Here is a 19,519-nt window from a genome sequence, read left to right on the forward strand (position 1 = left end):
ACTCCTATCGGACCCGCGCCCGACGCGAGCTACTGGCGAAGCACAACCGCGCCAGCAACGACTGAACACCGACAGGGGTCAGTCCCAGTCCGTCGTTACGGGGTCACTCCAAACCCGCCGTTGACAGGGGACATGGATCGGCAGACGTGGGCGACGATGACGCCGGAGCAGCAGGCGGAGTGGGCCCGCTTCCAGCAATGGCAGTCGCAGCAGCAGCGCGCCACCACTGCGACCCAGATCCCCGCGCCGAGGACCCCGGCCCCCGCCGGCGCGGCCCCCGCCCGGTCGAAGAACCGTCGGATCTGGCCGTGGGTCGCTGTGACCTCGGTGCTCGCCCTCGCCGCGATCACGGGTGTCGCCCTGTCCGCCACCAGCGCTCCGAGCGACATCGCGGTCGCCGAGCCCGCGGCGGCCGCCCCTGCGGCGACGCCGGAGCAGGCCTACCTCGCGGACATCCTCGACACTCCCGGCCTGACCAGCTCCATGAGCGACCAGGACACCATCGCGATCGGGCGGGGCGCCTGCGAGGTGATGGCGTACCAGTCGTACAGCCGCGACGACCTGGTCGCGGAGTTCGGAGCGACGAAGTTCGGCCCCCAGGTCGCGGGCGTGATGATCGACGCCGCCCACCGGAACCTGTGCCCGCAGTACACGTTTCCGCTGGTCTCGTCTGCCGCACCAGTCCAGGCAGGCAGCTCGTCCGCGTCCATGCCGGCCGGTCCGGTGACCTCCGCGTCGGACGGCACCTACGAGGTGGGCGTCGACCTCGAGGCGGGCCGATACAAGACGACGGGCCCGGTTCCGGGCGCCCGGAGCTGCTACCAGGCGCGGCTCAGCGACGACTCCGGTGACTCGTCGTCGATCCTGTCGAACGACCTGACCGACGGCCCGTCCTCGGTGACCGTCGCGGACGGCGAGTTCATCAAGTTCAACGGCGGCTGCACCTGGACGAAGCAGCAGTGACCGTCCGCGGCCCGCGGTGTGAACCCCGCTGAGCCCCTGTCCGTCACGTCGGCACGCGCAGCGCGAGCATGGCCGCCGTGGGGCCCGCAACCACCCCGCGCAGCCGCCGCCCGACCTGCCCAGGCTTGCGGGTCCCGCGGTGGGCGTGCTGTCCTCCGGATGCCGTCGTGATGGTCAGGGGCGCCCCTCCTGTCCAAAACCGAGGCCCCGACCGGAGGTCCTGCCGGAGGCAGGCCGTGGGCCTCCCCGCGGTCCAGGCTCATACTCGGCGACATGACGTGGACGCCCACCGAACCGGCCTGGGCGACCCCGTCACGCCACGAGATCGCGGACCTGCACTGGCTGGCCTACCGCACTCGTCGCGACTCCGGCGGCCCCTGGTTCGCTGGCATCACTAGACCCGGGCCTGGGCCCGCGGTGGCCGGGCGGCACCGATCACCGGCCGCCCGGCTGGACTGGTCAACCGCGAGGTCGCGACCTACGAGGGGTGGGCCGCTACCGCCGCCGCAACACCAGACATCGCGCCGCCGCCGCTGCCGTCGATCGCCGCGGACCTCGGTGTCGATGCGCTCCAGCCGCGACCGGTGGTCCCGGACCTCGCTGACGGGGCCTGGCAGACGATCCGCTGGCTTCTCGGCGAGCCCGGGTGGCGTCCCTCAGGCCTCAACCTTGAGGGACGCCACCGCCTCAGCTCGTTCCGTCTCACCCCTGACCTGGATGAACGTCTAGAACGGGCTCCAGTCTCGCTCGTCTCCCCCAGTCCGAATAGTCCGGATTCTCCGCTCGTATTCGGCCCTGATCTTCGGTGCTTCATCGACGTTCTGCATCAGCCACGTCGTCATCTTGATCGCCTGCACTGGCCGAAGAACTTCGAAGCCCGACCAGCTGGTGACATCGAACCCGTAAGCATCCACGAACTCCCTGTACTGCTTGGCAGTCCAGAAGCCTGCTGTTAGGTACTCGGCAGCCGTGACGTTCAGATCCCACTCCGGCTGCCCGAGCGCCATGTTCTCCAGGTCGATGACGACCGGCCGGCCATCAGCCGGAACCATCAGGTTCTGCACGTGTGCGTCTCCGTGCAGCACTGCAGGGGCAAGCGGGAACTCCAAGTCACCGAGCTGAACCCGAACCTCGTCCAGGGTCTGCGCGAGGAACGCCCGGTCGTCGTCCGGGATGGGTGACTGCTCGATGCGGTGCACGACCCGGGCGAACGGGTCGAACGTCGGCAGCTCCGGCGCTTGGTCGACAGGCAACTGGTGGATGGACCGCAGGATGCGGGCGAGGTCCCCGACGTCGCTCGGCCGCCCCCGCCGACCGTCGATGTGCTCCCAGAACGTCACCGGGTGTTCCCCGACGTCGAACGGCTGGTCCTCAACGCCCGCGAGCCGGACGACACGCACGCCCTGCTCTGAGAGCCACCGTGAGATCCGGACTTCCTTCACCGCATCGGGCCACCGCTGCGCCGACCGCGCGATCCGAACGACTACGGGCACACCGGCGAGGCGGTAGATCGCGTTCTCACCGAGCCGGAGCAGCTCGGCCCCGTCTGACTGCAGGCCGGCCCGACGACACGCCTCGCGCAGGACAGGCAGCGTCGAGTCGCGCCCGAAGGTCGGGGAGCTGGGTGCACCGGCCACGGCCCAACCGTAGTGAGCAGCTACCACCGCAGCGTCATGGGAGCGAGCGGCGACGCCGGGTCCACCGGTGCGACTTCCAGCTCGTAGCGTCCGATCCAGGACTCCCCGGTGTCGGTGTTGCCGGGGTCCTCGATCCTGGCGATGCCGAGCAGGTGGCCGCGGAACCCGTCGAGGTCGGCCAGGCTGCCCGCCACGACTCGCGGCGGGTATCGGACACCGTCCGGCCCGCGGGCCGTGAGCGTCCAGTACGCGGACGCCAGCGGTGCAGGAGAGACAGCAGGCGACGGCTCAAGTTCCGGCTGCTGTGGCGCGTGCGGCGCGCGAGCTGCGACCAGGGGTCGGCCGGCCCCCTCGACGATGTACCCGGTGGCCCGCAGCACGCCCACCGCGCGCCGCGCGGTCGAGAGCGACACCGCGTGCTCCGCCGCGAGCTCCTCGGCCGTCGGGATCGGCTCTCTCGCGGCCAGCTCGCCGGACTCGATCCGCCGCGCTACCGCAGCGGCGACGAGCTCGTAGGGATGCCGCGGCGCGCGCATTACCGGCTCGCCCTCGACCGGGCGCGCCGGCATCCGGCCCCGATTCCGACGGCCGCCCGCTGATCGGCCTCGGAGACCCACGCCGTGTACGTCCGGAGCGTCGTCACCCCGCCGCTGCCGTGGCCGAGCCGTCCGGCGACCGTCCGCAGGTCGACGCCCGCGACGATCAGCTCGGTCGCGGAGTAGTGCCGGAGCTTGTGGAACGTCGTCCCGATGCCCAGCCGCTTCGCCAGGCGCTCGTAGCGTTGCGTCACGCTGTCTGGCAGGACGAAGTCCGCGCCGTCCGGCGAACGGCCGAACACGAAGCCATCGGGGTTCGGGGTCAGCCCCAATGACTCGGCCTGGCGTTCGTAGCGGCGGCGGTGCTCCCGGAGGACCGTCGCGGTCTCCTGGTCGAGCGCGATCCGGCGCTGCTGGTGGGTCTTGAGAGCGCCCTCGACGGGCCGGCCGTCCTCGCCCTTTGCGATCGCTCGGCGGAGCCACAGGGTCTCCCGCCCCTCGTCGAGCACGACCGCGGACCACCGCACGGCGCACAGCTCCCCACGCCGGGCGCCTGTCGTCATCGCCGTCCAGACCAGCGCGCCCCAGTCCGGGTCCTCCCAGGCCGCGGAGACGATCGCGGCGGCCTGGGCCGCGGTGGGTGGCTGCGGGTTCGGCTTGGACGCGGGCGGTGGCTCCGCCTGGCCGATCGGGCTCGTCGCGATCCAGCGCCACCGGACGGCCTTGCGGAACGCGCCGGACAGGATGAAGTGGATGTGCCGGACCGTCGACGCGGACAGCGGGCAGCACCGGTGCGGTCCGCACCGGTCGTCGCAGTCGTGCGGACGCCTCGTCCGGTGGTCGGTCCGACGGGACCCGTCACAGTGGTCCCGACACCGGCGGAGTTCGGCGTAGTAGGAGTCCAGGGTCTCGGGGTCGAGCTGCGCCACCTTGACCGTCCCCAGCAGCGGCAGGACGTGGTTGCGCACGTAACCGCGGTAGAGCGTCCGGGTGCTCGCCGCGCCGTCGAACTGCTCGAGGTAGCGGTCGAGGAGTTGCTCGATCGTCGCCGCTGTCCGCGGGTTCCGGCGCTCCGCGACCTCCTGGACCAGTCGGGCGCGGACCGCCTCGGCCCTGGCCTCGACGTCCGGCCCCGCCGGCACGACCTCGATCAGCCGGTGCTTCTTCTTCGTGACGGGATCGGTCCCGGCGTGCACGCGCACCCGGCGGGCGCCGCTGGGAAGGACGTCGATCGCGCCCCGTGGGCTCCGTCTGCGCTGATCACGAGGGGCCATGTGGTCACGGTAGGTGCTCACGTGGGTCACAAAAGGGGTCATGCGAGCGGTTCCGCCAGGCAGGGTCCCGGAGTAACCGCAGGTCAAGCGTGGAGCCGGAGGTCGGGATCGAACCGACGACCTACCGCTTACAAGGCGGTTGCTCTACCACTGAGCTACACCGGCGGGCGGTCCCAGCCTAACCCGCCCCTCCGTCGCGACCGCTCACCCCGTCCGGCCGTCGGACGGTGTGAGGTCGGCCGACGCCCCGACGCCGGTCCGCGGCCCGCCCCTAGCCTGGTGTGCGACGCCAGACCCGCACGACGGAATGGAGGGATCGTGGCCGAGGAGACGCCGACGGCCGACCGGTTCGCACGGCGACTGCGCGGCGCGCTGCGGCGTGACGCGAAACGGCTGCTCACCCCGGGTCCGTCGACGGTGCCGATGCTCATGCTCGGCCCGCAGGTCCCCGACGACGCCCGTGTGCAGGAGGTCCTGGACCTCTGCATGCGGATCGGTGAGATCGAGCTGTCCTCCGGCGAGTCGGTCGACGAGGTCACGGCGACGATGCTGCGGCTGGCCAACCTGGCGGGTCTGCCCGCCGTCGACGTGGACATCACGTTCACCTCGATCACCATGTGCTGCCACCGGGGCAACGCCGCGCAGCCGGTGACGACGATGCGGCTGGTCCGCTACCGCACGCTCGACCTGTCCCGGCTGGCCGAGACCGAGGAGATCATCCGCGACGTCGAGGCGGGCCGGCTCGACGTGCGGGCGGCGTCGTCGAAGGTGTCGGAGGTCGTGCGGCACCCGCACCCCTACCCGCGCTGGGTGGCGACGTTCGGCTGGGCCGCGCTGGCCGCGTCGATCGCCCTGCTGCTCGGTGGCGGTCCGCTCACGGCGACGACGGCGTTCGTCACCACCGCGATCATCGACCGGATCGGCCGGTTGCTGGCCCGGCGCGGGGTCGCGGCGTTCTTCCAGCAGGTGGTCGGCGGCTTCCTCGTCACCGCCTCGACGGTCGCGCTGGTGCAGCTGGAGGTGTTCCCGCCGGGCACCCGGGCGTCCTACGTCGTCGCGGCGGGCATCACGGTGCTGCTGTCCGGGCTGAGCGTGGTCTCCACCGTGCAGGACGCCCTGACCGGCTACTACCTGACCGCGGCCGCCCGCATGGTCGAGATCTCGCTGCTGTCGGCGGGGCTGCTGACCGGCGTCGTGCTCGGGCTGCAGCTCGGGCTCGCGATGGGCACCCAGATCGAGGTGTCCGGGGACCTGCCGTCCGGGCCGGGCCAGTTCGGGCTGTCGCTGGTCTCGGGTGCGCTGGCGGCCGCGTTCTACGCGCTCGCCGGGTACGCGCCGCTACGGTCGCTGCCGATCGCGGGTGCGGTCGGCGCGTCGAGCTGGCTGGTCTACGGCCTGCTCACGCAGAACGCCGGGCTCGGACAGGTGCCCGCGACCGGGGCCGCGGCGCTCGTCGTCGGCCTGGCGGCGGGCCTGCTGCGCCGGGGCACCCAGACCCCGCCGATGGTCGTCACGCTGGCCGGGGTCACCCCGCTGCTGCCCGGTCTCGCCGCCTACCGGGGCTTCTACCAGCTGGCGATCGAGGGCCCCTCCGAAGGGCTCGTGACGATCACGATCGCGCTGGCCGTCGGGCTCGCGCTGGCGGCGGGTGTCGCCCTCGGGCAGTTCGTGGCCAGCCCCCGGCGCCGGCCGGAGGACCGGCCGGGCGGAGCCGAGAACTCGCCCACCGGCGGCGCGGCCGTCGGTTCCCCGGTGTCGGACGCCACGGCCGACGGGGCCGATCCGAAGTAGGGTCGGCCGCGGGGCGAGCGTCGAGGAGGGCATGTGTCCACAGGGGAACCGGTGACCGCAGCGGATCTGGTGGTGGTGGCCAACAGGCTCCCCGTGGACCTGGAGCGGCATCCGGACGGCAGCACCACCTGGCGTCGAAGCCCGGGCGGCCTGGTCACGGCGCTGGAGCCGACCCTGCGGGCCCGGGAGGGTGCCTGGGTCGGCTGGCCCGGCGTCCCCGACGCCGAGGTCGAGCCCTTCGCCGAGGACGGCCTGTCGCTGTTCCCGGTGACGCTGACCGCGCAGGAGGTCACCGACTACTACGAGGGCTTCTCCAACGGCACGCTCTGGCCGCTCTACCACGACGTCGTCGCGCCGCCGCAGTTCCACCGGCACTGGTGGCGCGCCTACACCGCGGTGAACCAGCGCTTCGCCGAGGAGGTCGCGAAGGTCGCCGCCCAGGGCGCGACGGTCTGGGTGCAGGACTACCAGCTCCAGCTCGTCCCGGGGAAGCTGCGCGAGCTGCGCCCGGACCTGCGGATCGGCTTCTTCCTGCACATCCCGTTCCCGCCGGTGGAGCTGTTCCGCCAGCTCCCGTGGCGGACCCGGATCATGGAGGGCCTGCTCGGCGCGGACCTCGTCGGCTTCCACACCGACGGCGGCGTCCGCAACTTCCACTGGCTCGCCCAGGAGCTCGCCGGGGCCTCCCCCGACCGCGACCCCGAGGTGCTCCACCACGGCGGACGGCGCATCCGGCTCGGCGCGTTCCCGATCTCGATCGACTCGCACCGGCTCGACGAGCTGGCCCGCACCCCCGAGGTCGAGAAGCGCGCCGCCGAGATCCGGACGGAGCTCGGGAGCCCGGAGAAGATCGTGCTGGGGGTCGACCGGCTCGACTACACCAAGGGCATCGACGTCCGGCTCCGCGCGTTCCACGAGCTCCTCGAGGAGGAGCGGGTGTCCGTCGACGACGCCGTGATGATCCAGCTGGCGACGCCGTCGCGGGAGCGGGTCGAGCACTACCAGCAGATGCGCGCCGACATCGAGCAGGCCGTCGGCCGGATCAACGGCGAGTTCGCCCGCGTCGGGCACCCGGCGGTGCACTACCTGCACCGGTCGCTGCCGCGCGAGGAGCTCGCCGCGTTCTTCCTCGCGGCCGACGTCATGCTCGTGACCCCGCTGCGCGACGGCATGAACCTCGTCGCCAAGGAGTACGTCGCCTGCCGTCCCGACGACGGCGGCTGTCTCGTGCTCTCCGAGTTCGCCGGTGCCGCGATCGAGCTGACCAGCGCGCTGCTGGTCAACCCGCACGACACCGACGGCGTCAAGGAGGCGCTCTACGCGGCGCTGACCATGAACGCCGAGGAGGGGCGCAAGCGGATGCGCACGCTGCGCCGCCAGGTCCTCGACCACGACGTCGACCGCTGGGCCACCGGGTTCCTGGAGGCACTCGGCATCCGGGTCGGGCAGTGAGCCCCGATGCCGCCCTGGAGCAGCTCGCCGGGGTGGGGCGGCTGCTCGTCGCCCTCGACTTCGACGGCGTACTGGCCCCGCTGGTCGACGACCCGTCGGCGTCGCGGCCGCTGCCCGCCTCGGCCGACGCCGTCCGGCGCCTCGCCGCGCACGACGCGACGACCGTCGTGATGCTGTCCGGCCGGGGCCGCGACGACCTCGCGACCGTCTCGGGGTTCGGCCCGCCGGTCGGGCTGGTGGGCAGCCACGGCGCCGAGTACGACGACGGGCTCGCCGCCCTGCTCGGGCGCGGCGGCCTGCTGACGCCCGAGCAGGAGCGCCGGCGGACCGCGCTGCTCGACGGCCTGCGCACCCTGGTCGACGGGACCCCCGGGGCGCGGCTGGAGACCAAGCCCGCGGGCGGAGCGGTGCACGTGCGCGGCATGGACCCGTCCGCCGGGTCGGCACTGCTGGAGCGGGTCGACGCCGAGTGGGCCGGTGACGGCGTGGACGCCGTCGCGGGCAAGGACGTGCTGGACCTGGCCGTCGTCGAGACCACCAAGGGCTCCGCGGTCGAGGCGCTGCGGTCGGCCCTGCACGCCGACGCCGTGCTGTTCGCCGGGGACGACGTCACCGACGAGACCGCGTTCCGGGTGCTGGGCGACGGCGACGTCGGCATCAAGGTCGGCGACGGCGACACCGCGGCCCGCTTCCGGGTCGCCGACCCGCAGGAGATGGCCGGAGTCCTGGCGCGGCTGGCCGCGCTGCGCTGCGGATCCTGACCGGGTCGCGGCAGCTCAGTCGAGGTCGGCCAGCGCGGCCGGGGGCTCGCGGCACGGGTCGTCGGCGGCGGGCAGGTCGGAGGCGTTGCCGGGGATCCCGAGGCCCTCGGTGGCGGCGAGCCCGCCCATCTGGGCGTACCAGCGCGGGGCGCGCTCGCGGGCGTGCCAGTAGCCCTTCGCGCTGATCCAGCCGCGTTCGCCAGGGTCGGCGACGCCGTTGCCGTTGGTGTCGCCGAGGAAGCGCATGCCGCCGCCGGGGGCGCGTTCGACGTGCAGCGGGGACGGCAGCAGCCCGATGAGCTGGGCGGACTCGTCCACACTGAGCGAGCGGCTGGACTTGCCGAAGTAGTACCAGGAGGCGGCGCAGACCCCGTAGACGCGCGGCGCGAACTGCGCGACGTTGACGTAGATCTCCAGGATCCGGCGCTTGGACATGACGAGCTCCATCGTCTCCGCCGGCGGGATCTCCAGCGCCTTGCGCACCGGTTCCAGGGGCGGGTAGCGCCCGGCCCAGAGGAACAGGTTCTTCGACGTCTGCTGGGTGATGGTCGACCCGGACGGGTCGTCGGTGCCGTCCAGGTACGCCTGCACGCGCGCCCACTGCATCCCGTAGTCGACGGCGAGGGTGCGCTCCGGGAACTGCTGGTCCTCCTGCCCCATGACGACGACCAGGAAGTTGCGCGACACGTGCTCGGCGTCGGTCCACTGCGCGACGGTCGGCCCGAAGTTCCACAGCCGGAACATCGTGTACGGCGGGTCGACCAGGGTGAACAGCAACACCAGGACCAGCGGGACGGCCTGGGCGACCAGGGCCCACCGCAGCACCCTGCGCAGCCGGGCCCGGGTCGACGGCGGCGGGGTGCCCGGCGGCCGCTGCGGCCGCAGCCTGCGCAGCCGTTCCCGCAGCGCCGCGACCTGCGGCCCGATCGGGCGGCGCGGGGCGCGGGTCTCCTCGGGGCGGGGCGCGGGCGCCGCTCCGCGACGCGGCGGCGGACCGGTCCGGCGGGCGCCGCGGCGGGTGGGCAGTGGCCGCTGGGCCGGGTGGAGCAGGTCCGGGCGGTCGGACGCCACGGGGCGCGGGACCGGACGCGATGCGTCCGGGGAACCGGACAGTGCGGGGCGCGGGGCCGGGCGCAGGGCGTCCGGGCGGTCGGGCGGCGCGGAGGGCCGCGGGGCCGGAGGGGGTGGCACGGCGCGGGGTGGCCGCCCGCCCGCCGACGGACGTCCGGGCGGTGGGGGCGGCACGACGCGTCGCGGCCCGGCCCCGGGACGCGGCGCGGACGGCGGCATCGGGGGACGCCGCCCGGCGGGGCCCGGTGGCGGCGGCGGTGGCGGACGGCGACGTGGGTCGCGCTCGTCGTTCAGCGCGGCCTCCCCTCGCCCCGGTCCGGCCACCCGGACGGGCGACGCGAACCCGACGATACCGACGGAGCGGGAGGTCCCGTGGCCGGTCCGGTCAGCGCGGCGGGCCGCAGGCGCGGTCGACGGCGTCGAGCACCTCGACCTCGTCACCGACGGCGATCTCCGCGCCCGGGTCGTCCGGGATCAGGTTGACCCCGAACCACACCTTGCCGTCGAACCGCCGGTGCCGGGCCAGGGTCGCCATCGGCTCGCGGCCCTTGACCGCCGTGTCCGGGTCGACGGTGGTGAGCACGCAGCGGGCGCAGCCCTTGACCACCCGGAACTCCGCGGCGCCGATCCGGATGCGCCGCCAGCCGTCCTCGGCCCAGGCGGGTGCGCCGTCGACGACGGCGTTCGGCCGGAACCGGGTCATCGGCAGCGGCGCCTCGGCCGCGTTCGGGCCGTCGGCGACGAGCGCGTCCAGCGCGTGCAGCGAGGCCGTGGAGGCGAGCAGCAGCGGGTAGCCGTCGGCGTAGGAGACGCGGTCGTCGTCGTGGGAGAAGTCGGGGTCGGGGCGGCGCCGGGCCGGGTCGTCGAGGTGGATCAGCCGCACCGGGTCGCCGAGCAGCTCGGAGAACCAGGCGTCGGCCTCCGGGCCGGCCGGGACGCCCGCGGTGTCCCAGCGGTGCACGCGGGCCGGTACCGGCTCGCCGTCGGGCAGGGGGACGGTGAGCGGCGGCAGCCCCGGTCCGGTCAGGCGGAGCCCGTCGGCGGCGGGGGTGGGCGCGACGAGCACGAGCCGCGGGTGGGTGCGCGCGGTGACCATGGCGCCGTCGTCGCGGACCAGCATCCAGCGCCGGTCCCCGGCGAGACCGGCCCGTTCGACGACGGCACGGGCGACGTCCGCACCCCGGCAGGACTTGACCGGGTAGCGGCGCAGCCCGGTCAGGCTCACCATCCCGAGAAGAACTCCCCGGACTGGCGCAGCTCGCGGGTGGTCGCCCCGACGATCAGCTCGGTCGGGAGCGTGACGTGCTCGGGGACGTGGCGGTCGCCGCGTTCGAGCAGCAGCCGCCCGGCCTCGAGGCCCTTCTCCCGGAACGGCTGGCGGACCGTGGTCAGGCCGACGCGCTCGGCCTCGGGCACGCCGTCGAACCCGGCGACCGAGAGGTCCTCGGGCACCCGCAGGCCGCGGTCGCGGGCCTCGCGCAGCGCGCCGAGGGCGAGGATGTCGGAGGTGCACACCAGCGCGGTGATCCCGGGGTGGGAGTCCAGCAGGGTGGCGGCGCCGTCCGCGCCGGCGTCGAGGGAGTGCTCGAACCGCTCGATGACCGGGACGTCGGCCCAGTCGACACCGGCCTCGGCGAGCGCCGCGCGCAGCCCGGCGAGGCGCTCGCGCTGCACGGCGTAGGAGCTGCCCTCCTGCCGGGCGACGTCGGCCCTGCCGTCGTGCCGGTGCGAGGACAGGCGCATGCAGAGCACGCCGACACGGCGGTGGCCGAGCTCGACGAGGTGCCGCCCGAGCGCGAGGGTCCCGGCGCGGTCGTCGACGCCGACCCGGTCCACCCCGGTGATCCCGGTGGGCTGGTCGCACACCACCGTCGGCACCGGGCGCTGCAGCACGGCCCGGAAGTGCGGGTCGTCCTCGCTGACCGAGTAGACGACAAAGCCGTCGACCCCGGCCTGGTAGACGGAGTCGACGTCGGAGTGCTCGGGACTGACCGGGATCAGCAGCAGACCGGTGCCCGCCTTCTCGCAGGCCAGCGCGAGCCCCTCGAGGAAGCCGGTGGCGCCCGGGTCGCGGAAGGCGTAGCTGAGCGCCTCGGTCAGCAGCAGGCCCACCGCTCCGGCGCGCCGGGTGCGGAGCGAGCGGGCGACCGGGTCCGGGCCCGGGTAGCCGAGCCGCCGGGCCGCCTCCAGGACGCGCTCGCGCAACGGCGCGGACAGCTGGTCGGGCCGGTTGTAGGCGTTCGACACGGTCGTCCGGGAGACCCCGAGCTCGGCGGCCAGCGACGCGAGCGTCGCCGGACGCCGCGGGTGCTGGGGGCCAGTCATTCCCCGAACGGTAGCGGCGCGCTCACGCACGTGAAAGCCCGCCCCGACCGGCCACGACGGGATCACACGCCGCGTGCGGTCACGGCCCTCCGTACAGCGGTAGAGTGAATCTGAGAATGATTTCCAATAAATCTATGCCGATAAGTTGATGGGAGTTCCGTCCGTGTCCCGATCCCCGCTCCGCCCGGCCGCGCTCGTGGCCGGGCTGGCCGCACTCGCCCTGGGTCTGACCGCCTGCGGCTCCGGCCAGGTCGACGCCCCCACCAGCGCCGACACCCCCCAGGTCAAGATCGTCGCCTCCACCGACGCCTGGGGCGCGGTCGCCCGCGCCGTCGGCGGCAACTACGCCCAGGTCCAGTCGGTCATCAGCTCCCCCGACGTCGACCCGCACGGCTACGAGCCGACCCCGCAGAACGCGGCGACCGTCGGCGAGGCCCAGCTGCTCGTCGTGAACGGCGGCGGCTACGACTCCTTCATGACCGACCTCGTCGCCGCGTCCGGCAACCAGGCCCCGCTCGTCGACGCCGTCGAGGTCTCCGGCATCGAGGGGGCCCAGGAGGCCGCCGCCGACGACCACGGCCACGACCACGCCGCCGGGGCCACCCCCGAGCCGGCGGGCGAGGCGGACCACGAGCACGAGCACGGCTCGTTCAACGAGCACGTCTGGTACGACCCGGCCGCGGTCGGCCGCGTCGCCGAGCAGCTCGCCGACCAGCTCGGCCGCATCGACCCGAGCGCCGCGGAGTACTTCCGCACCAACGCCGAGACCCTCGAGGGCGGCGTCGCCCAGCTGACGTCGAAGGCGACCGAGATCGGCCGCGCGCACCCGGGGGCCCGGGTCGCCGTCACCGAGCCGGTGCCCGCCTACCTGCTGCAGGCCGCCGGGATCGCGAACGCGACCCCGCAGGAGTTCTCCTCGGCCGTCGAGGAGGGCACCGACCCGCCGGCCGCCGTCGTCGCGCAGATGCTGGGGCTGTTCACCGCACAGCCGCCGGTCGACGCGCTGATCCTCAACAGCCAGACGACCTCGCCGACCACCGACCAGGTCCGCGACGCCGCCCAGAGGGCGAACGTCCCGGTGGTCCAGATGTCGGAGACGCTGCCCGCCGGCACCACCGACTGGGTGCAGTGGATGAACGCCAACCTGGACGAGCTCTCCGCGGCGCTGAGCCGCTGACATGGGTTCCTCGCAGCCGTCCGCGCTGTCGCTGCGCGGCGCAGGCCTCCGGTTCGGGGACCGGACCCTGTGGTCCGGCCTCGACCTGGACGTCGCACCCGGCGAGTTCGTCGCCGTCCTCGGCCCGAACGGCTCCGGCAAGACGACGCTGATGCGCGTCCTGCTGGGGCTGCTCCCGCTCTCCGAGGGCACCGTGACCGTCGGCGGGCACACCCCGCGGCGCGGGAGTCCCGAGATCGGCTACGTCCCGCAGCAGCAGCCGCTCGACCCGGACCTGCCGCTGCGCGGGCGCGACCTCGTCGGCCTCGGCCTCGACGGACACCGCTTCGGTCTCGGCCTGGGCCGGCGACGCGAGCGGCGCGAGCGCGTCGACCGCGCGCTGGCCCAGGTCGGCGGGACCGGGTACGCCGACGCCCCCGTCGGGCGGCTGTCCGGCGGCGAGCAGCAGCGACTGCGGGTGGCGCAGGCACTCGTCGGGGACCCGGCGGTGCTGCTGTGCGACGAGCCCCTGCTCAGCCTGGACCTGTCCCACCAGCGGATCGTGACCCGGCTGATCGACGAGCGCCGCCGCGCCGCGGGCACCGCGGTGCTGTTCGTGACCCACGAGATCAACCCGGTGCTGCCGCTGGTGGACCGGGTCCTCTACCTCGTCGACGGCCGGTTCTCGATCGGCACCACCGACGAGGTCATGACCTCGGAGACGCTGTCCCGGCTCTACCGCACCGACGTCGACGTGCTGCGGGTCCGCGACCGGCTGGTCGTCGTCGGGGCCGAGGACTCCCCGGTCACCCGGGACCGGCACGCCGAGCACGGCGTCGCCGCGGTCGGGGGTGGCGCGTGACCGAGTTCCTGGCCCGGATCCTCGACCTGTCCGGCACCGGCACGCTGCTGGGCTACCCGTTCGTCCGCAACGCGCTCATCGCCTGTGCGGTGCTCGGGCTGGTCGCCGGGCTGCTCGCCCCGCTGGTCGTCAGCCGCGGGATGGCCTTCGCCGTGCACGGCACCGCCGAGCTGGCCTTCACCGGGGCCGCGGCCGGGCTGCTGCTCGGCGTCGCCGTCGGGGTGGGGGCGGTGGTGGGCGCCGTCGTCGCCGCGGTGATCTTCGGCGTGCTGGGCCTGCGCCAACGTGAGCGGGACTCCGCGATCGGCGTGGTGATGGCGTTCGGGCTCGGCCTGGGCGTGCTGTTCCTGGCGCTCTACGACGGCCGATCCTCCAACCGGTTCGGCCTGCTCACCGGCTCCATCGTGTCGGTCGACCAGCAGAACCTCTGGGTCCTGGGGGTCGTCGCCGTCGTCGTGCTCGCGACCCTGGCGCTGCTCTACCGGCCGCTGCTGTTCGCCAGCACCGACCCCGACGTCGCGCTGGCGCGCGGCGTACCCGTCCGCGCGCTGACCCTGGTGTTCGGCGTGCTGATCGGCCTGGTGACGGCGCTGGCCGTGCCGATCGTCGGCGCGATCCTGGTGCTGTCGGTGCTCATCGTGCCCGGCGCCGCGGCGAACCGGGTCACCGCGAACCCGCTGCTGGCGACCGTCCTCGCGATCGTCATCGCGGAGGTCGCGCTGGTCGGCGGGACGATCCTGTCGCTGGCGCCGGGGCTGCCGATCTCGGCCTACGTGGCGACCATCGGGTTCGTCGCCTACCTGCTCTGCCGGCTGGTGAGCCGGCTGCGCGGCCGGACCCCCGCCCGCGCCTGACCCCCGGCCCCGCCGGGTGTGATCCGCTGTCCGCGCGGTGATCCGCCCGTCGCGTGCGTCCGGACGCGCGCGGGGAGCGGACCACCGCGCGTCGCGGCGATCACGCGCGTCGGGTCAGCGCCCGACGCGACGGCGGCGGGCCACCTCGGCCAGCACCACACCGGTGGCGACCGATGCGTTCAGGGACTCCACGCGGCCGGCCAGGGGGATCGAGACGGTCACGTCGCAGGTCTCGCGGACCAGCCGGGACAGGCCCTTGCCCTCCGACCCGGTGACGATCACCAGCGGCCCGGTGGCCAGGTCGAAGTCGTCGAGGGAGACGTCGCCGTCGGCGGCCAGTCCGGCGACCATCAGCCCGGCGGAGGCGTACTCCTGCAGGGTGCGGGTCAGGTTCGTGGCGCGCGCGACCGGGACCCGGGCCGCGGTGCCCGCCGAGGTCCGCCAGGCCACCGCGGTCATCCCCGCGGCGCGGCGCTGCGGCACGACGACACCGTGCCCGCCGAACGCCCCCACCGACCGGACGACCGCACCCAGGTTGCGCGGGTCGGTCACCCCGTCCAGGGCGACGGCCAGCGCCGGGCGCCCGGAGTGCGACGCGGCCTCCAGCACCTCGTCGGGGTGGGCGTAGGCGTACGGCGGCACCTGCAGGGCGAGGCCCTGGTGCAGCGCTCCGCCGCTGATCCGGTCGAGGTCGTTGCGCGGCACCTCCAGGATGGAGATGCCCCGCTCCGCGGCCAGCGCGACGGCCTCGGTGACCCGGTCGTCGGCGGACATGCCGGTCGCCACCTGCAGCGCCGTCGCCGGGACGCCGGCCCGCAGGCACTCGACGACCGGGTTGCGGCCGAGCACGGTCTCCGGGGTCTCCCCGTCACCGCGACGGCCCGCGACCGGGCGTCGGCGCTGCTGCTGGTCCTGGGCGGCGCGGCGCGCGGCCGCCCTCGCCTTCGGATGGCCGGGTCGCATCTCGCCGGGCGGGGTCGGACCCTTGCCCTTCAGTGCGCGCCGGGGCTGGCCGCCGGAACCGACGACCATGCCCTTCTTGGTGCCGTCCTTACGGATCGCACCGCGGCGCTTGGAGTTGCCTGCCATGGGTTCTACGAGTCCTAAGCGTCTTTGAGAGTCCAGGTGGAGCCGACGGCGCCGTCCTCGACGGCGATCCCGGCGGCGAGCAGCTCGTCGCGGAGCCGGTCCGCGGTGGCGAAGTCGCGCTCGGCGCGCGCGGCCCGGCGGCGCTCGAGCATCGTCTCCACCAGGGTGCCCAGCGCCTGCCGGGCGGCGTCGCCCGACTCCTCGGCCACACCGCCGACTGCCAGCGGGTCCAGGCCGAGCACCTCGGTCGTCGCACGGACCGCGGACGCGGCCCGCAGCGCGCCGGTGACGTCCCCGGCGTCGAGGGCGGTGTTGCCCTCACGCACCAGGGTGTGCACGGTGCCGAGCGCGAGCGGGGTGCCCAGGTCATCGTCGAGTGCGGCGGTGAACGCGCCGGGCAGCTCCGCCGCGACCTCGGGCAGACCGTGCCGCTCGCGCACCCGGTGCACGAACGACTCGATCCGCCGGTACGCGGCGACGGCCTCGTCCAGCGCGGCGTCGGAGTACTCGATCGCCGACCGGTAGTGCGGGCCGACCAGGTAGTAGCGCAGCTCGGCCGGGCGGACCCGCTCGAGCAGGTTCTCGATCGCCAGGGTGTTCCCCAGCGACTTCGACATCTTCTCCCCGCCCATGGTCACCCAGGCGTTGTGCAGCCAGAACCGGGCGAACCCGTCCCCGGCCGCGTGGCTCTGGGCGCGCTCGTTCTCGTGGTGCGGGAACACCAGGTCGAGGCCGCCGCCGTGGATGTCGAACTCCGGGCCGAGGTAGGCGGTCGCCATCGCCGAGCACTCCAGGTGCCAGCCGGGACGCCCGTTCCCCCACGGGGTGGGCCAGCTGGGCTCGCCGGGCTTGGCCGCCTTCCACAGCGTGAAGTCCAGGGCGTCGCGCTTGGCGCCGCCGTCGCCCTCACCCTGGTGGACGTCGTCGACGCGCTGACCGGACAGCACGCCGTAGTCGGGCAGGGTGCGCACGGCGAAGTACACGTCGCCGCCCGCGGCGTAGGCGTGACCGCGCTCGATCAGCCGCTCGATCAGCTCGACCATCTGCGTGATGTGCCCGGTCGCCCGGGGCTCCACCGACGGCGGCAGGCAGCCCAGCGCGTCGTACGCGGCGGTGAAGGCCCGCTCGTGGGTGGCCGCCCACTCCCACCACGGACGGCCCGCGGCGTGCGCCTTGCGCAGGATCTTGTCGTCGATGTCGGTGACGTTGCGGACCAGCGTGACGTCGTACCCGGACCGGGCCAGCCAGCGGCGCAGCACGTCGTAGTTCAGGCCCGAGCGGACGTGGCCGATGTGCGGCAGGCCCTGCACCGTCGCCCCACAGACGTACATCGACACTGCTCCGGCCCGCAGCGGCGTGAACGCACGCTGCTCCCTGGTCGCTGAGTCGAGAAGTCTGAGGCTCACGTCACCAGGGTACGGGGCTCCGATTCGTCCACTACACGGGCGGTGCCGCTGCGGCAAGGTGTCCGGCATGGCTGTTCAGCGGATGTACCCGCGGCTGGTCGTGCACGACGCCGACGCCGCGATCGACTTCTACCTCGCCGCGTTCGACGCGGAGCTCGTGGAGCGCTACACCGACGGCTCCGGCGCCGTGGTGCACGCCCTGCTGCGGGCCGGCGGCGCGGAGTGGGCCGTCAAGGACGGCGACCACGTCGACCCCGCGCCGTCGGGGCCCGGCGCGGTGATCCTGGCCCTGGAGGTCGACGACCCGGACGCGGTCGCCGCGGCCATGGTGGAGCACGGCGGCCGGGTGCTGTTCCCGGTGACCGACCACGACTACGGGCAGCGCGGCGGCCGGCTCGCCGACCCGTTCGGCCACGCCTGGATGGTGGCGGCCCACGCCGGCGACCTCACACCGGAGCAGATCCAGGAACGGACCGGGCGTCTCTAGCCCGCGGGCAGCAGCAGCGCCGTCGCGACGGCGGCGCGGCCCTCGCCGCGCCCGGTCAGCCCCAGCCCGTCGGTCGTCGTGCCGGACACCGACACCGGGCCGCCGACCACCTCCGACAGCACCCGTTCGGCCTCGGCCCGGCGCTTCCCGATCTTCGGGTCGTTCCCGACCACCTGGACGGCGGCGTTGCCGACGGTCCAGCCGTCGCGGGTGAGCAGGCGGCGGACCTCGGCGAGCAGGGTCGCGCCGCTCGCACCCGTCCACTCCGGACGGCCGGTGCCGAACACCGCGCCCAGGTCGCCCAGCCCCGCCGCGGACAGCAGGGCGTCGCACAGGGCGTGTGCGGCGACGTCGCCGTCGGAGTGCCCGGCGCAGCCGTCGGCCCCGGGCCACAGCAGGCCCGCGACCCAGCAGTCGCGGCCCGGCTCGACCGGGTGCACGTCGGTACCGATCCCGACCCTCATACGTGTTCCTCGTGCTCGGTGACGCGGCCCGCCCCGGCGAGCAGCAGTTCGGCGATGCGCAGGTCCCACGCGGTGGTGACCTTGAACGCGAGCGGGTCCCCGGCGACGGTGGTGACCGGGTCACCGAGCGCCTCGACCAGCCCGGCGTCGTCGGTGCGGGGGTCGGGCGTACCCGCGTGGGCGCGGCGCAGGTCCGCCGCGCGGAACCCCTGCGGTGTCTGCACCGCACGCAGCTCGGCGCGGTCCACGGTGGACACGACGGTCCCGGCGGCGTCGACCCGCTTGACCGTGTCGGTCACGGGGAGCACCGGGATGACCGCGGGTGCGCCCGCACGCACGGCGTCGACCACCCGGCGGACGACGTCGGGCGGTGTGAGCGGGCGCGCGGCGTCGTGCACCAGCACGACCTCGACGTCCGGCCCGGTCGCGGCGAGACCCGCCGCGACGGAGGCGGTGCGGTCGGCACCGCCGGCGACAACGGTCGCCGGGCGTCCGGGCAGCATCGCTGCGGCGTCGTCCACCTGGTCCGCGGGGACGACGACCACCACGTGTCCGACGACGTCGGACGCGAGAAGGCCGTCGACCGCGCGAACCAGCATGGGAACCCCGGCCAGTCCGACGAACGCCTTGGGCACACCTGCACCCAGACGCACCCCGGAACCGGCCGCGGGGAGCACCGCGACGACACCCGCCCCGGAGGACGGTCCGTGCACGCCGGTCAGGCGTTCGCGGTGGCGAGCACCTCGTCGAGCAGGACCTCGGCCCGCTCCTCGTCGGTGCCCTCGGCCAGCGCGAGCTCACTGACCAGTATCTGCCTCGCCTTGGCCAGCATCCGCTTCTCACCGGCGGACAGGCCCCGGTCCTTCTCACGCCGCCAGAGGTCGCGGACGACCTCGGCGACCTTGTTCACGTCACCGGACGTGAGCTTCTCCCAGTTCGCCTTGTACCGGCGCGACCAGTTCGTGGGCTCCTCGGTGTGCGGCGCGCGCAACACCTCGAAGACCCGATCCAGCCCCTCCTGGCCCACGACGTCACGAACACCGACCACCTCGACGTTGTCGGCGGGGATGCGCACCGTCAGATCACCCTGCTGGACCTTCAGGACGAGGTACTGCACTTCCTCGCCCTTGATCGTCCGGGTCTCGATCGCCTCGATGAGCGCGGCACCGTGGTGCGGGTAGACGACGGTCTCTCCGACCTTGAAAACCATGTGTCCTCTGGCCCCTTTCGCTGGGTCCAGATTAACACGTCGCCCGGACGGGACGGTGACCGGCTTTCACCGTCGTCGCAGGTCAGGGGGTTGACAACGGCGGAGGAACGTGTTTCCCGTGGGCGTGGCGCCCATCCGGAGCAGCCCGGCCACGTGCCGGTCGCCGCCGCGTCACGTCCCG

At 74.1% G+C, this 19,519-nt stretch carries 19 protein-coding genes and 1 tRNA gene; 8 read left to right on the forward strand and 12 right to left on the reverse strand.

Going from position 1 to position 19,519, the window contains the following annotated elements:
* Positions 1-132 precede the first annotated feature (132 nt).
* A complete protein-coding gene (locus WHI96_RS22305) occupies positions 133-963 on the forward strand; it encodes a DUF732 domain-containing protein (RefSeq protein WP_345645594.1) in 831 nt (276 codons plus the stop codon).
* A 725-nt stretch (positions 964-1,688) separates the two neighbouring features.
* On the opposite strand, the gene WHI96_RS22310 is transcribed toward WHI96_RS22305, so the two are convergent.
* The 4 genes from WHI96_RS22310 to WHI96_RS22325 all read right to left on the reverse strand — a co-directional run bounded on the left by WHI96_RS22310 (position 1,689) and on the right by WHI96_RS22325 (position 4,575).
* Positions 1,689-2,600 carry a phosphotransferase enzyme family protein gene (locus WHI96_RS22310; RefSeq protein ID WP_345645591.1) on the reverse strand — a complete coding sequence of 304 codons (912 nt, stop codon included), beginning with the start codon at positions 2,598-2,600 and terminating at the stop codon, positions 1,689-1,691.
* A gap of 20 nt (positions 2,601-2,620) precedes the next feature.
* Entirely contained in the window at positions 2,621-3,136 is a 516-nt protein-coding gene (locus WHI96_RS22315; RefSeq protein ID WP_345645588.1) for a GntR family transcriptional regulator, read from the reverse strand.
* Positions 3,136-4,410 carry a tyrosine-type recombinase/integrase gene (locus WHI96_RS22320; RefSeq protein WP_345645584.1) on the reverse strand — a complete coding sequence of 425 codons (1,275 nt, stop codon included), beginning with the start codon at positions 4,408-4,410 and terminating at the stop codon, positions 3,136-3,138. The genes WHI96_RS22315 and WHI96_RS22320 overlap by 1 nt, the downstream gene beginning before the upstream one ends.
* A gap of 90 nt (positions 4,411-4,500) precedes the next feature.
* A tRNA-Thr gene (locus tag WHI96_RS22325) sits at positions 4,501-4,575 on the reverse strand.
* A 153-nt stretch (positions 4,576-4,728) separates the two neighbouring features.
* Between WHI96_RS22325 and WHI96_RS22330 the strand changes: the two genes are divergently transcribed.
* Genes WHI96_RS22330 through otsB form a run of 3 tightly spaced genes read left to right on the forward strand, consistent with a single transcriptional unit; the run spans position 4,729 to position 8,414 of the window.
* On the forward strand, positions 4,729-6,201 hold the full coding sequence (locus tag WHI96_RS22330; RefSeq protein ID WP_251783634.1) for a threonine/serine exporter family protein: 1,473 nt from the start codon (positions 4,729-4,731) through the stop codon (positions 6,199-6,201).
* Between the two features lie 33 nt (positions 6,202-6,234).
* A complete protein-coding gene (locus WHI96_RS22335; RefSeq protein ID WP_425571599.1) occupies positions 6,235-7,653 on the forward strand; it encodes an alpha,alpha-trehalose-phosphate synthase (UDP-forming) in 1,419 nt (472 codons plus the stop codon).
* Complete coding sequence (gene otsB / locus WHI96_RS22340) at positions 7,650-8,414, forward strand: trehalose-phosphatase (protein WP_345645578.1); 765 nt, start codon at positions 7,650-7,652, stop codon at positions 8,412-8,414. Before WHI96_RS22335 ends, otsB begins: the two co-directional genes overlap by 4 nt.
* 15 nt (positions 8,415-8,429) lie before the next feature.
* On the opposite strand, the gene WHI96_RS22345 is transcribed toward otsB, so the two are convergent.
* The 3 genes from WHI96_RS22345 to WHI96_RS22355 all read right to left on the reverse strand — a co-directional run bounded on the left by WHI96_RS22345 (position 8,430) and on the right by WHI96_RS22355 (position 11,810).
* The gene (locus tag WHI96_RS22345) at positions 8,430-9,485 is read right to left on the reverse strand and encodes a transglycosylase domain-containing protein (protein WP_345645575.1); all 1,056 of its coding nucleotides are present in this window, start codon (positions 9,483-9,485) and stop codon (positions 8,430-8,432) included.
* 385 nt (positions 9,486-9,870) lie between these two features.
* On the reverse strand, positions 9,871-10,713 hold the full coding sequence (locus WHI96_RS22350) for an MOSC domain-containing protein (RefSeq protein ID WP_345645571.1): 843 nt from the start codon (positions 10,711-10,713) through the stop codon (positions 9,871-9,873).
* Complete coding sequence (locus tag WHI96_RS22355) at positions 10,707-11,810, reverse strand: LacI family DNA-binding transcriptional regulator (RefSeq protein ID WP_345645568.1); 1,104 nt, start codon at positions 11,808-11,810, stop codon at positions 10,707-10,709. The genes WHI96_RS22350 and WHI96_RS22355 overlap by 7 nt, the downstream gene beginning before the upstream one ends.
* A gap of 163 nt (positions 11,811-11,973) precedes the next feature.
* On the opposite strand from WHI96_RS22355, the gene WHI96_RS22360 reads away from it, so the two are divergent.
* Genes WHI96_RS22360 through WHI96_RS22370 form a run of 3 tightly spaced genes read left to right on the forward strand, consistent with a single transcriptional unit; the run spans position 11,974 to position 14,682 of the window.
* Positions 11,974-12,987, forward strand: coding sequence for a metal ABC transporter solute-binding protein, Zn/Mn family (locus tag WHI96_RS22360; protein ID WP_345645565.1), 1,014 nt, complete (start codon positions 11,974-11,976; stop codon positions 12,985-12,987).
* Between the two features lies 1 nt (position 12,988).
* Positions 12,989-13,828: a metal ABC transporter ATP-binding protein gene (locus WHI96_RS22365; protein ID WP_345645562.1), complete on the forward strand. Its 840-nt coding sequence runs from the start codon at positions 12,989-12,991 to the stop codon at positions 13,826-13,828.
* Positions 13,829-13,836: 8 nt separating this feature from the next.
* Positions 13,837-14,682, forward strand: coding sequence for a metal ABC transporter permease (locus tag WHI96_RS22370; RefSeq protein ID WP_345645615.1), 846 nt, complete (start codon positions 13,837-13,839; stop codon positions 14,680-14,682).
* A 114-nt stretch (positions 14,683-14,796) separates the two neighbouring features.
* On the opposite strand, the gene rlmB is transcribed toward WHI96_RS22370, so the two are convergent.
* Together rlmB and cysS are read right to left on the reverse strand one after the other, a co-directional pair.
* Positions 14,797-15,771 (reverse strand): 23S rRNA (guanosine(2251)-2'-O)-methyltransferase RlmB, encoded by a 975-nt coding sequence (gene rlmB, locus WHI96_RS22375; RefSeq protein WP_179761651.1) that lies wholly within the window; start codon positions 15,769-15,771, stop codon positions 14,797-14,799.
* A 14-nt stretch (positions 15,772-15,785) separates the two neighbouring features.
* Complete coding sequence (gene cysS / locus WHI96_RS22380) at positions 15,786-17,177, reverse strand: cysteine--tRNA ligase (protein WP_345645559.1); 1,392 nt, start codon at positions 17,175-17,177, stop codon at positions 15,786-15,788.
* Positions 17,178-17,244: 67 nt separating this feature from the next.
* Here cysS and WHI96_RS22385 point away from each other — a divergent pair, with 67 nt between their 5' ends.
* Positions 17,245-17,664: a VOC family protein gene (locus tag WHI96_RS22385; protein ID WP_345645556.1), complete on the forward strand. Its 420-nt coding sequence runs from the start codon at positions 17,245-17,247 to the stop codon at positions 17,662-17,664.
* On the opposite strand, the gene ispF is transcribed toward WHI96_RS22385, so the two are convergent.
* Genes ispF through WHI96_RS22400 form a run of 3 tightly spaced genes read right to left on the reverse strand, consistent with a single transcriptional unit; the run spans position 17,661 to position 19,338 of the window.
* Positions 17,661-18,128 (reverse strand): 2-C-methyl-D-erythritol 2,4-cyclodiphosphate synthase, encoded by a 468-nt coding sequence (gene ispF / locus WHI96_RS22390; RefSeq protein ID WP_251783619.1) that lies wholly within the window; start codon positions 18,126-18,128, stop codon positions 17,661-17,663. The two genes, WHI96_RS22385 and ispF, sit on opposite strands and share 4 nt — an antisense overlap.
* The gene (gene ispD, locus WHI96_RS22395) at positions 18,125-18,841 is read right to left on the reverse strand and encodes a 2-C-methyl-D-erythritol 4-phosphate cytidylyltransferase (RefSeq protein ID WP_345645549.1); all 717 of its coding nucleotides are present in this window, start codon (positions 18,839-18,841) and stop codon (positions 18,125-18,127) included. Before ispD ends, ispF begins: the two co-directional genes overlap by 4 nt.
* Before the next feature lie 5 nt (positions 18,842-18,846).
* Positions 18,847-19,338, reverse strand: a complete 492-nt coding sequence (locus WHI96_RS22400; protein ID WP_020625956.1) for a CarD family transcriptional regulator — start codon at positions 19,336-19,338, stop codon at positions 18,847-18,849.
* Positions 19,339-19,519: the final 181 nt, after the last annotated feature.

This window comes from Pseudonocardia tropica (assembly GCF_040105315.1).
GTDB lineage: Bacteria > Actinomycetota > Actinomycetes > Mycobacteriales > Pseudonocardiaceae > Pseudonocardia > Pseudonocardia alni.

Coding starts and splice junctions, on each gene's coding strand:
- WHI96_RS22400 (WP_020625956.1), bottom strand. CDS start 19,338: ATGGTTTTCAAGGTCGGAGAGACCGTCGTCTACCCGCACCACGGTGCC.
- WHI96_RS22305 (WP_345645594.1), top strand. CDS start 133: ATGGATCGGCAGACGTGGGCGACGATGACGCCGGAGCAGCAGGCGGAG.
- ispF (WP_251783619.1), bottom strand. CDS start 18,128: ATGAGGGTCGGGATCGGTACCGACGTGCACCCGGTCGAGCCGGGCCGC.
- WHI96_RS22320 (WP_345645584.1), bottom strand. CDS start 4,410: ATGGCCCCTCGTGATCAGCGCAGACGGAGCCCACGGGGCGCGATCGAC.
- rlmB (WP_179761651.1), bottom strand. CDS start 15,771: ATGGCAGGCAACTCCAAGCGCCGCGGTGCGATCCGTAAGGACGGCACC.
- WHI96_RS22365 (WP_345645562.1), top strand. CDS start 12,989: ATGGGTTCCTCGCAGCCGTCCGCGCTGTCGCTGCGCGGCGCAGGCCTC.
- WHI96_RS22385 (WP_345645556.1), top strand. CDS start 17,245: ATGGCTGTTCAGCGGATGTACCCGCGGCTGGTCGTGCACGACGCCGAC.
- WHI96_RS22350 (WP_345645571.1), bottom strand. CDS start 10,713: ATGGTGAGCCTGACCGGGCTGCGCCGCTACCCGGTCAAGTCCTGCCGG.
- WHI96_RS22355 (WP_345645568.1), bottom strand. CDS start 11,810: ATGACTGGCCCCCAGCACCCGCGGCGTCCGGCGACGCTCGCGTCGCTG.
- WHI96_RS22315 (WP_345645588.1), bottom strand. CDS start 3,136: ATGCGCGCGCCGCGGCATCCCTACGAGCTCGTCGCCGCTGCGGTAGCG.